At 61.1% G+C, this 11,091-nt stretch carries 13 protein-coding genes; 3 read left to right on the forward strand and 10 right to left on the reverse strand.

The genetic code is table 11. The annotated features are described in order from the left end of the window. Window positions 1–108: 108 nt before the first annotated feature. Window positions 109–1,473 (reverse strand): DNA recombination protein RmuC, encoded by a 1,365-nt coding sequence (gene rmuC / locus VLA07_RS25345; protein WP_177325662.1) that lies wholly within the window; start codon window positions 1,471–1,473, stop codon window positions 109–111. Window positions 1,474–1,648: 175 nt separating this feature from the next. Further along, entirely contained in the window at window positions 1,649–1,972 is a 324-nt protein-coding gene (locus tag VLA07_RS25350; RefSeq protein WP_258679027.1) for a sel1 repeat family protein, read from the reverse strand. Between the two features lie 1,010 nt (window positions 1,973–2,982). Between VLA07_RS25350 and VLA07_RS25355 the strand changes: the two genes are divergently transcribed. The 3 genes from VLA07_RS25355 (at window position 2,983) to VLA07_RS25365 (ending at window position 5,382) form a co-directional block, all read left to right on the forward strand. Further along, window positions 2,983–3,207 (forward strand): hypothetical protein, encoded by a 225-nt coding sequence (locus VLA07_RS25355; protein ID WP_007962908.1) that lies wholly within the window; start codon window positions 2,983–2,985, stop codon window positions 3,205–3,207. Between the two features lie 274 nt (window positions 3,208–3,481). Further along, on the forward strand, window positions 3,482–3,964 hold the full coding sequence (locus tag VLA07_RS25360) for a hypothetical protein (RefSeq protein WP_096797718.1): 483 nt from the start codon (window positions 3,482–3,484) through the stop codon (window positions 3,962–3,964). 146 nt (window positions 3,965–4,110) lie between these two features. Then, window positions 4,111–5,382 carry an OmpP1/FadL family transporter gene (locus VLA07_RS25365; RefSeq protein ID WP_333992288.1) on the forward strand — a complete coding sequence of 424 codons (1,272 nt, stop codon included), beginning with the start codon at window positions 4,111–4,113 and terminating at the stop codon, window positions 5,380–5,382. Window positions 5,383–5,584: 202 nt separating this feature from the next. On the opposite strand, the gene VLA07_RS25370 is transcribed toward VLA07_RS25365, so the two are convergent. The 8 genes from VLA07_RS25370 to cobU form a co-directional block, all read right to left on the reverse strand. Then, window positions 5,585–6,142, reverse strand: a complete 558-nt coding sequence (locus tag VLA07_RS25370; protein ID WP_247267666.1) for a glutathione peroxidase — start codon at window positions 6,140–6,142, stop codon at window positions 5,585–5,587. A 55-nt stretch (window positions 6,143–6,197) separates the two neighbouring features. After that, entirely contained in the window at window positions 6,198–6,323 is a 126-nt protein-coding gene (locus tag VLA07_RS25375; RefSeq protein ID WP_256214479.1) for a hypothetical protein, read from the reverse strand. Continuing rightward, entirely contained in the window at window positions 6,320–7,528 is a 1,209-nt protein-coding gene (locus VLA07_RS25380) for an MFS transporter (protein ID WP_096797412.1), read from the reverse strand. Before VLA07_RS25380 ends, VLA07_RS25375 begins: the two co-directional genes overlap by 4 nt. 52 nt (window positions 7,529–7,580) lie before the next feature. Then, a complete protein-coding gene (locus VLA07_RS25385) occupies window positions 7,581–7,985 on the reverse strand; it encodes a MarR family winged helix-turn-helix transcriptional regulator (protein WP_007950413.1) in 405 nt (134 codons plus the stop codon). A gap of 173 nt (window positions 7,986–8,158) precedes the next feature. Next, on the reverse strand, window positions 8,159–8,890 hold the full coding sequence (locus tag VLA07_RS25390) for an adenosylcobinamide-GDP ribazoletransferase (RefSeq protein WP_330208012.1): 732 nt from the start codon (window positions 8,888–8,890) through the stop codon (window positions 8,159–8,161). 1 nt (window position 8,891) lies between these two features. Beyond that, window positions 8,892–9,467 carry an alpha-ribazole phosphatase family protein gene (gene cobC, locus VLA07_RS25395; protein ID WP_330208011.1) on the reverse strand — a complete coding sequence of 192 codons (576 nt, stop codon included), beginning with the start codon at window positions 9,465–9,467 and terminating at the stop codon, window positions 8,892–8,894. Then, window positions 9,464–10,519 carry a nicotinate-nucleotide--dimethylbenzimidazole phosphoribosyltransferase gene (gene cobT / locus VLA07_RS25400; protein ID WP_333992292.1) on the reverse strand — a complete coding sequence of 352 codons (1,056 nt, stop codon included), beginning with the start codon at window positions 10,517–10,519 and terminating at the stop codon, window positions 9,464–9,466. Before cobT ends, cobC begins: the two co-directional genes overlap by 4 nt. Continuing rightward, entirely contained in the window at window positions 10,516–11,037 is a 522-nt protein-coding gene (gene cobU, locus VLA07_RS25405; protein ID WP_247267671.1) for a bifunctional adenosylcobinamide kinase/adenosylcobinamide-phosphate guanylyltransferase, read from the reverse strand. The genes cobT and cobU overlap by 4 nt, the downstream gene beginning before the upstream one ends. Between the last annotated feature and the right edge of the window lie 54 nt (window positions 11,038–11,091).

The following is an 11,091-nucleotide window of genomic DNA, read 5'->3' on the forward strand; positions in this document are numbered from 1 at the left end:
TGACTTGAGTGTTGCAGCGCTACCACTGACGCCTTCGCGAGCAAGCCCGCTCTCACCTTTGGAATGCATTTCACTGTGGGAGCGAGCCTGCTCGCGAAGCTCTTCGGGTTATTCCGGGAGCTCGACCAGCCCATCGACATCGGTCATCGCCCGCTCCAGCAGATCCGCGGGCAAACTCTTGCTGGCCCGCGCGCCGAGCAATTTGAGCTGCTCACTGCGGCTGACCAGGTTGCCGCGCCCTTCCGTGAGTTTGTTGCGCGCCGAGCTGTAGGCCTTGTCCAGCTGCTGCAGGCGATTGCCGACTTCGTCCAGATCCTGAATGAACAGCACGAACTTGTCGTACAGCCACCCGGCCCGCTCGGCGATTTCCCGGGCGTTCTGGCTTTGTCGCTCCTGCTTCCACAGGCTGTCGATCACCCGCAGAGTCGCCAACAGCGTGGTCGGGCTGACGATCACGATGTTGCGGTCGAACGCCTCCTGGAACAGCGCCGGCTCGGCCTGCAATGCGGCCGAAAACGCCGCTTCGATCGGCACGAACAGCAAGACGAAATCGAGGCTGTGAAGGCCTTCCAGACGCTTGTAATCCTTGCCGGCGAGGCCTTTGACGTGGCTGCGCAGAGACAGCACGTGCTGCTTGATCGCGACCTGCCCGAGGGTGTCATCTTCGGCGGCAACGTACTGCTGATAGGCAGTGAGGCTGACCTTGGAATCGACCACTACCTGCTTATCGCCCGGCAGGTAAATGATCACATCCGGCTGGAAGCGCTCGCCGTCCGGCCCCTTGAGGTTGACCTGCGTCTGGTACTCGCGGCCCTTCTCCAGACCGGCGTGTTCCAACACCCGCTCAAGAATCAGCTCACCCCAGTTGCCTTGGGTCTTTTGGCCTTTGAGGGCGCGGGTCAGGTTGGTCGCTTCGTCGCTCAGGCGCAGGTTAAGCGCTTGCAGACGCTCCAGCTCCTTGGCCAGCGAAAAGCGTTCACGGGCTTCGGCCTGATAGCTTTCTTCCACACGTTTTTCGAAAGACTGGATGCGTTCCTTCAGCGGATCGAGCAACTGGCCAAGGCGCTGTTGACTGGTTTCGGCAAAGCGCTGTTCACGCTCATCGAAGATCTTCCCCGCCAGCTCGGCGAACTGCGCGCGCAGCTCATCGCGCGAGCCTTGCAGGTCGTTGAGGCGCTGCTGATGGCTTTCCTGTTGCTCGCGCAGTTCGGCGTTGAGCGACGCGGCCTGAGCGTCGAGACGGCGCAATTCGGCCTCTTTGTTGGCGCGCTCGATGTTCCAGGCGTGGGAAGCGTCACGGGCGTCATCGCGCTCGATCTGCAGCAGCTCGACTTCGCGGCGCAGAGCCGCCAGCTCCGCCTGCTTGGCGGCATTGGCCTGGCCGAGGTCGACGATTTCATCGCGGCTGGCCTCCAGCTGTGCGTTGAGCCCGTCCTGCGCCAGTTGCGCCATGGCCAGGCGCTCTTCAAGCAAGGCGACCTCGGCTTGCCGGTCGCTGGCCCGCCGCTGCAGTTGCCAGGCCAGCGCCAGCAGCGGCAATCCCGCGCCCGCCAGACCCAGCAACACGCTGGTCAAGTCCATAGCCATAGCCACTCCTGCCGATTCGATAAAGCCTGAAGGTTAACCAAGGCGTGGGGCGTTGGACAGCTCAGTCTTCGAGCAGACCAAGCTCCCGTTGTGCACGGCGGTCACCGGCGCGAGCGGCCTGACGCAGCAGATCCTGCCCGATGCGCCGATCACGGGCATTGCCGCACTCGCGGCACATCAATTGGCCGAGACGACTTTGCGCGGCGACCACGCCTTCGCGCGCCGGTTGCTTGAGCAGACGCCCCGCCAGATGTTTGGCATTACGGCTTTCGCCCAGGCGCGGGCTGTCGAGCAGCCATTCGGCCACACGCACGGAAAATCGCTTGGGAGGGGTAACACGGGGGTGTTCGGAGGTAACAGAGTCTGATACTGAGCGAAACTTCATAAAACACTGTGGGACAGATCGGAAGGCGCGCCACTCTACTCTCTTTTTCGTACAGGTAAAGTCGAAAAAAACCCGGCACGCCCGTCCTAGAGCAAGCGCTAGGGACAATCCACAGAAGCTGTGGATAACTCAGTGGACAACCGCTCTCGAACCTCCGCAAAGCCTTGTGGAATGGGGCTCGCAGTCAAACTGACGATTTTTTCACCAACAAAAAAAGACGATATTTTTCATTGACTTAAACTTTTGATACAGGCAGCCATCGGGGTCAGGATTGATATGACAGCAAGGTTACCGTCTGCGCAACTAATGTGCACAAGTACCTGTTACCCGGTTATATCGATGCGCTTTTTTGGCCCGTTTTGCGCTTCGGACTGGGGATAAGCGGGTTGGCGCTGGGCATGGCTGCACGCTTTTGTGGCGACGGATGGTTTCTTCGCGAGCGGGCTCGCTCCTACAATCGGCCCCGTTCTCCTGGGGGAGCGAGCCTGCTCGCGAAGGGGCCAGCCCTGTCCCCCGTGATCCGCGCCACCGACCGAAATCTTTTTTTGCCGCCGGGTTTGCATTGCCCAGGACGTTCCGTTACTATCCGCGGCGTTAGTACCAAGCTGAAAGTCAATTCCGGTCGAACACATCCCCACGGTCAACCTTCTTCCCAGAAGCCCTTCACCGAAAAAAGCGGGAACGACCCCTCGATGGTTTCTAGGTAAATCTTGCGCCGACACTGCCTTTGAATGAATGCAAAGGGTGTTGCGAAGACCACTTACTCTGACCGAACCAGCCTGCAAATTGATCAGGATCTTCACCCCGGGCCCAGAACCTTTGCCCTCGATGTGTTGCCTGTCCTCCTAAGTACCTACCTGCCAGCCCAAGCGCGCCAACTTATCAGCGCTTCAAACTGGCTGCTTTGTTCCAGTCGGGTTCTTTGTACGACCAATGGTGGTCGACATTACTGGAACGTTTTAACGTTGCACGGTTCTTATCCGTGTCATTTGTAGGAACACCTAATAACTATGTCTACTCAAATCCAGACTCAGGATGCCATTCGCACCCTAACCAACGCTTTTGCCCCAATGAATTGCCTGATCATGGCCGCTCGCAAAGGCTGCTTCAGCTTCACCGTGGTCAATGAACACGGGATCGCTCGCCACAGCGAGCGTCTGTACCCCGATCAATACTCCAGCGCCGAACCGCTGCAGGCCATTATTGATCGTACGCGTCAGGCATTGATTGCCTGAGAGCCGAAAAGGCTGCAGAAGCAAAAGCCCCGCACAAAATGCGGGGTTTTTTATTGCCCGATATTTCGCTTTTAGCCCTTCAGGCCTAAGCACCTTCGGATATAACGCCTGTGGCTCGCTGCCGGAAATATTTTAAAAACAGGCCTTTACGTCGCGAATATGACACTACACTTCAACTCAAGCGGCTTGATCCGCTTTCGGCGAGCCTGATTCGATCCACCGCTGCCAAGGCCCCTTCAGGTATCGCCGCCCAATTACAAGATCCGAGGGTTTTATGGGTATCGCTGCCAGCGAACTGTGCCGCTATGTGATCCGTCCCACACTGATTTATCTGGGACGCCACTGCGCAACTGCCGAATCCCTGCTGCTGGGCATTGCCGCCAGCCAGTCCGCCCTCGGTTCCGCCCTGCATGACCGCCGTGGCCACGGCCTCTACCGGATTGCCGAGCACCGCCACCAGGCCCTTTGGGATCACTATCTGGCACTCGATCCGGAGCGTGCGAGCCTGGTTCGCGGCCTCGCCAGCCAACATGCTTTTTTGAGCGGCCCGCACCTGGAATTGACCGTCAACCTGCGTTACGCCACCGCCATCGCCTGGCTGCTGGTAGAAGAACAACACACCACCCTCCCCGCCCCGGACGATCTGCTGGGCATGGCGCGAATCTGGCGTCAGACCTTCCAGCCGCAAGGTCGTCTGCGCGACTTCACCTACGCCTGGCAAACCTGTGTTTCACCGGTGAATCAGGTCGCGTGTTGACTGGCGAGTTTCAGAAGATCGCTCAACAGGTCGCGAATCTGGTCGGATTGTCCTACAAAACCGCTCTAACTCAAGCCATAGGGACTATAGCGCTGGGACGAAAATGTTGGTAATTTTCGCCCCGGTGATCACCAGGAGTTCTAATAATGAAAAAAGTCATGCTCAAAACCACCCTTAGCCTCGCCGTTACCATGGCATCCACCCAGATCTTCGCAGCTGGCTTTGCCATCAACGAACACAGCATCAGCGGGATGGGCACTGGTTACGCTGGGCGATCCTCTTCTGCCGACGACGCAAGCACTGTTTATGGCAACCCTGCCGGCATGTCGCGCCTCACGCGCGAACAAGTCACTGGCGGTGTTGCATTTCTCGATGCCAAGACCGATATCAGCGACGCCAGCTCCAGCCCTAACGGCGGCAGCAACAAAGGCGACATGGTGCCCTTCACCTCCGTACCTATGGGCTTCTACGTCAAACCGATCGACGAGCATTGGGCATTCGGCCTCGGCGTATACGTGCCGTTCGGCCTGATTACCGATTACGAAAACGGCTTCGCCGGCCGTTACTTCGGCAGCAAGTCCGAAGTACAGGTCATCACTTTCCAGCCGACTGTCAGCTACAAGTTCAACGACGTGGTGTCGATCGGTTTCGGCCCGACCATCAACCGCATCGACGGCACCCTCGAGTCCAACCTCTCGGTGACTCAGCTGGCGCCGGACGGCAAGGTCAAGATCAAGGGTGACGATACCGCGCTGGGCTACAACATCGGCGTACTGGTACAGGCCACCGACACCACTCGCCTGGGTCTGACCTACCACTCGAAAGTCGACTACAAGCTCGAAGGCAACACCAAGGTCAACTACGGCGCACTGGCCGCAGTCGGTCTGGGTGCCAGCCAGAAGTACGACGCTTCGCTGAAGATCACCACCCCTGAATCCGTGGACTTCTCGGTTACTCAGGCGATCAACGACCGCTGGAACGTCTATGCCGGTTCGACCTGGACCCGCTGGAGCCAGCTGAAGAAGATCACCGTTGAAAACTCGGGCGTGCAGCCGCTGCTGGCCGGTCAGTTCGGCGAGATCACCGAAGACCAGAACTGGCACGACTCCTGGGCTTACGCGGTGGGTACTTCGTACCAGTTGAACAAGGAATGGGTACTGCGTACCGGTCTGACCTTCGACCAGGCGCCGACCAACAACGTCGACCGTTCGCCACGCATTCCTACTGGCGACCGCACCATCTTCAGCATCGGTGCCGGCTGGAGCCCGACCGAAGATCTGACCATCGACGTCGCTTACTCGTACCTGAAGGAAGAGTCGGTCAAGATCCACAACCAGAACGATCGTGGCCAGACCTACGATGCCAAGTATGAAAACTCGGCAAACGGTTTCGGTGTTGGCGCAACTTACCGCTTCTGATGCTGCACGGCGAGGCTAAACCCTCGCCCACAAAAAAGCCCCGCTCTCTTTACAGAAAGCGGGGCTTTTTAATACCTGTTCAAACACCACAGAGTAAATGTGGGAGCGGGCTTGCTCGCGAATGCGGTCTGACATCCAGAACAAGTGCTGAATGATCCGCAGCCCTCGCGAGCAAGCCCGCCCCCACAAAAAGCGTGTGTTATCAGTTGAGCGGTTTTGAGGCGATGGCCTTTTCAACTGCCGCAATGAACTCTGGATCATCCGGCTTGGTCAGGCTGGAGAAGTTCGCGACCACCTTGCCCTGACGGTCGATCACGTATTTGTAGAAATTCCACTTCGGCGCGCTGCTCTGCTCGGCCAGCACCTTGAACAGGTGAGTGGCGTCATTGCCACGGACTTTCTGCGGCTCGGTCATGGTGAACGTCACACCGTAGTTGGCGTAGCAGACCTTGGCGGTTTCGGCGCTGTCCCTGGACTCCTGCTTGAAGTCATTGGACGGCACGCCGAGCATTTCCAGGCCTTGCGCCTTGTAATGCTGATTGAGCGCTTCGAGGCCCTCGAACTGTGGGGCGAAGCCGCAGAAACTGGCGGTATTGACCACCACCAGCGGCTTGCCGGCGTAGCGCTGGCACAGATCGACGGATTCCTTGGCGCGCAACTTGGGCAACGAACCTTGCAGCGCCTCCGGACAGTCAGCGGCCTGGGCCAGTCCGGTCAACGCCATCAGCAACGCGGGTACAGCACACCAGCGCATGAGCATGTCGGGGCATCCTTTGAGCAGTCATCAGACTCCCGACGTTACTCGCCATCCAAGCCTACAAGCAAGCGCCCAGGCCCAACTGCATTAACGCCAGGCCGCCCTGATGCCAGCCCCACCACACCAGCGCCAGCAACAGCGCGCCGAGTGCGGTGAAGGCGATTTGTGGCCAGGAGCGCTTCATACGGCGCCGACAGCCGGCTGCAGACGCGCCACCGGACGCTCGCGCACCGGCCAGTTCAGCGCGGCGGCCAGCAGGCTCAAAAGAATCGCCACTTGCCAGATCAAGTCATAACTCCCGGTACGGTCATACACCACCCCACCCAGCCAGCCGCCGAGGAACGAACCGAGCTGGTGAAACAGGAACACTATCCCGCCGAGCATGGACAGATTGCGCACGCCAAACAGGGTCGCCACCGTACCGTTGGTCAATGGCACCGTCGACAGCCACAGGAAGCCCATGGCCATGCCGAACAAGTACGCCGAGGTCGTCGTCACCGGCAGCCACAGAAACAGCACGATCACCACCGCACGCAGCAGGTACAACGCCGTCAGCAAACGCGGCTTGGACATGCGCCCGCCGAGCCAGCCGGCGGTGTAAGTGCCGAAGATATTGAACAGACCGATCAGCGCCAGCACCGTGGTGCCGACCGTGGCCGGCAGATGCTGATCAACCAGATAAGCCGGCAGATGCACGCCAATGAACACCACCTGAAAGCCGCAGACGAAAAAGCCGAACGCCAACAGCCAGAACCCCGAGTGCGAGCAGGCTTCGCGCAATGCTTCGGACAAGCTCTGCTCATGGCCGAGCACCGGCAGCGGCTTGTCCTTGAGCATGCTCACCAGCGGCACAATCATCGCCACCAGCAGGCCAAGCACCAGCAGCGCCGCCGACCAGCCGAGCCAGCCGATCAAACCCAGCGTGCCCGGCAACATCGCAAACTGGCCGAACGAACCGGCAGCACTGGCTATGCCCATGCCCATGCTGCGTTTTTCCGGCGGTACGGCACGGCCGACTACACCGAGAATCACCGAGAACGAAGTGCCGGACAGGCCAATACCGATCAACAGACCGGCACTCAGCGACAGGGTCAGCGCCGAATCGGACAGCCCCATGCACACCAGGCCCGCGGCATACAGCACGCCGCCGACCAGCACCACTTTCGCCGCCCCGAAACGGTCAGCCAGCGCGCCAGTGAACGGCTGCGCCAGACCCCAGATCAGGTTCTGCAGGGCGATGGCGAAGGCAAACACTTCGCGCCCCCAGCCGAACTGCGCACTCATCGGCGACAGGAACAGACCGAAGCCGTGTCGCACGCCCAATGACAACGCCAGAATCAGCGCACTTCCCAGCAACACCCAACCGCACGTACGCCACATCGATGTCATTGTTATTCTCCGTTCGCGGGTATATACCCGCTTAAATCCGGAAAAACCGGCTTCAGGCCAGTTCATCCAACAGTCGCAGCAAGGTTTCACGCTTCTCGGCGCCCAGACGATCGATCAATCGCTGTTGCGCCGCTTCCCAGGCCGGCAGCGCGGCCGCGAGGCGCTGTGCACCGGTTTCGGTGAGCCGGACGATGCGGTTACGCATGTCCTCGCCCTCGGCCAGCGCCACCAGGCCCTCGCCTTCGAGCACCCGCAGGTTGCGCCCCAGGGTGCTGCGATCCAGACCCATGGCTTCGGCCAGTTCCGAGATGCTCGGTTGATCCAGACGCTGCAGATTGCACAGCAAAGAATACTGGGCAACGTTGATCCCGAAGCCGTCGAGAGCGCCGTCGTAATGCCTGCTGACGCCACGAGCGGCGCGACGCAGGTTGGTGCACAAACACTGAGAAGGAAGCATGATGCGTGTATATACCCGCGACTGTGTTAAATCAAGTTACATGTAGTTATTCAAGGACATTTCCGGCGCCTGACGGGCCGCCTTCGCGAGCAAGCCCGCTCCCACAGGGGAATGCATTCCAAGGGTGGGAGCGGGCTTGCTCGCGAAGAGGCCGACACGGTTATAGAGAAATCTCAGGACAACGCCAACCCCACCAACACCGCCATCTCCAGCAATTCCAGCAACGCCCCCGCCGTATCGCCGGTGGTTCCGCCCAGCCGCCGCATCATCACCCGCCGCAGCCAGACAAACCCGACCAACGCGACAACCAGCGCAACAATCGCTTTCACCCCGCCGATCAACAAACAACCCAGCGCACACGCCCCAAGCACCCACCAGCCGGCCCGGCGCGGCAGATGATCCGCCAGTGCCTGCCCCAACCCACCCGCGCGCACATACGGCGTGGTCAGAAACAGCCCCAGCAACGCCGCGCGCCCGAGCAGCGGCACGATGATCAGCATCACTGCATGCCCTTGCTCGATCAGCGCCAGCAACGCGCAGAACTTCAGCAGCAACACCAACACCAGCGTCACCACCGCGATCGGCCCGCTGCGCGGATCCTTCATGATCGTCAACGTGCGCTCGCGATCACCGAAACCACCGAGCCAGGCATCGGCGCTGTCGGCCAGTCCGTCGAGGTGCAGCGCGCCGCTGAGCAGCACCCACACCGTCAGCAACAGCGCCGCATGCAGGAGCAATGTCGCGCCGGTCAATGCCAGGTTCAATACCCAGAGGATCACTCCGAACAGCAGCCCCACCAGCGGATAAAACAACAGCGAACGCCCAAGCTGTTGCGGCTCCGGCATCCCCGGCAGACGAATCGGCAAGCTGCTGAGAAATTGCAGGGCGATCCACAGTGGCAGCATCTCAGTAACCTTCCTTGAGCACGCCATCGGCTTCGACGCTGAGCGCAAACAGCGAAGCATGCGCGACTTCGACATTGAGCAACTGCTCACGCGGCAAACCACGCGCCTGCGCCAGCAACAGGCGCATCACGCCGCCATGACTGATCAGCAAAATGCGTTCACCGGCATGGGCCTGATGCAAACGCGCAACCGCGCCCAGCACGCGAGCCGCAAACTCACTGACCGGCTCACCCTGCGGCGGGGTGAAGGCATAGGGATCAGCCCAGAACAGCCCCAGCGCTTCGGCATCAGTCTCCATCAACGCCGCTGCGCTCTGGCCTTCCCAGGCACCGAAGTGCAGTTCCTGCAGATCCTTGTCCAACTGCACCGGCAGATTCAGTTGTTCGCCCAGCTCTGCAGCGAACCGCGCGCAACGCTGCAGCGGCGAACTGATCAGCCGATCCCACGGCCCGCCCGCCAGCACCGCGGCACGCATCTGTGCCCACCCCTTTTCGGTGAGCGCATCATCGAGACTGCCGCGCAAACCGCCGCCCAGCTCAGTCTCACCATGGCGCAGCAGGTCCAGACGCAAGGTCATGCCGGACGATCCGCCACTGCGGCTTCGGCGAACGTCGCCATCTGCCCATGCAGGTCGCAGGCCAGACGCAACAGTGGCACGGCCAACGCCGCCCCGCTGCCCTCGCCCAGACGCAGGCCGAGCTCCAGCAACGGTTCGGCGTTAAGGGTTTCCAGCACATGGCGATGGCCCGGCTCGGCGCCACGATGACCGAACAGCAGCCACTCGCGGCAGGCTGGATTCAGCCGCACCGCGACCAACGCGGCGACCGTGCAGATAAAGCCGTCGACCAGCACCGCGACGCCTTCCTGCGCACAAGCCAGGTACGCACCGACCAGTGCGGCGATTTCAAAACCGCCGAGGTTGAACAGGGTTTGCAGCGCATCGCCACGTTGCGCCGCGTGCAGCGCCAGTGCGCGCTCGATCACTTGTGCTTTATGGCTGACGCCTTCGGCATTCAACCCGGTGCCGGGACCGGTCAGGTGCACCACCGGGCAATCGAGCAAGGCACACGCCAGCGCACTGGCGGCAGTGGTGTTGCCGATGCCCATTTCGCCGCCGATGAACAACTGCGCGCCCGCCGCTTTGGCGCGCAGCACGCTGTCACGACCGGCCTGCAAGGCGAGCTCGCCCTGCGCCTGGGTCATCGCCGCGCCCTTGGCGAAGTTCGCCGTGCCCGGCCCAATGTTCAGATGACGCACGCCCGGCAGATTCAACGACGGCGTCACGGTGCCCAGATCGACCACTTCCAGACGCGCATCGAGCTGCCGCGCCAGCACGCTGATCGCCGCGCCGCCGCTGACGAAGTTGAGCAGCATCTGCCCGGTGACTTCCTGCGGGAACGCGGAAACGCCTTCCGCGACCACCCCGTGATCACCGGCAAAAATCGCGATCCAGACTTGGTCGAGCGTCGGCTTGATCTGTCCCTGCAATCCGGCCAGTTGCACCGCCACGCTTTCGAGGCGACCGAGGGAGCCGGCCGGTTTGGTCAGTTGCTGTTGGCGCGCCGCCGCCTGTTCAACGATCTCGGCATTCACGGATTGGCACGGGTTCAACCACCACGCTTGAGTCATAACGCAGGTCCTTTCAGGGTCAGGGGCAGGCCGGCGACGGTCAGGACGACTCGCTGACAACGCTCGGCCAGAGCTTGATGCAGCCAACCGGCTTCATCGACGTAGCGGCGAGTCAATTCGCCCAGCGGCACGACACCCATTCCGGTCTCGTTGCTGACAAAAATGATTTCCCCCGGCAATGACGCCAGGCAGTCCAGCAGGGCTTCACGCTCGGCGGCGAGACGCGCGGCGTCATCGAGCATCAGCAGATTGGTCAGCCACAGGGTCAGGCAGTCGACCAGCAGGCAACGCTCGGCACTGGCGTTTTCACGCAGGACGCGGGCCAGTTGCAGCGGTTCTTCGATCAACGCCCATTCGGCCGGACGCCGGGCGCGGTGATGGGCGACGCGTTCGTTCATCTCACCGTCCAGCGGCTGGCTGGTGGCGATGTAAGTGACCGCCAGTTGGCTGTCGCTGGCGAGTTTTTCCGCCAGGCGACTTTTGCCGGAGCGGGCGCCGCCGAGGATCAGTTGGAGCATGGTTCATTCCTTCAAATTAGCGGTGTACCGACTTCAGTCATCGCGAGCAGGCTC

It is taken from the genome of Pseudomonas sp. S3(2024), assembly GCF_036861315.1.
Classification (GTDB): Bacteria; Pseudomonadota; Gammaproteobacteria; order Pseudomonadales; family Pseudomonadaceae; genus Aquipseudomonas; species Aquipseudomonas putida_A.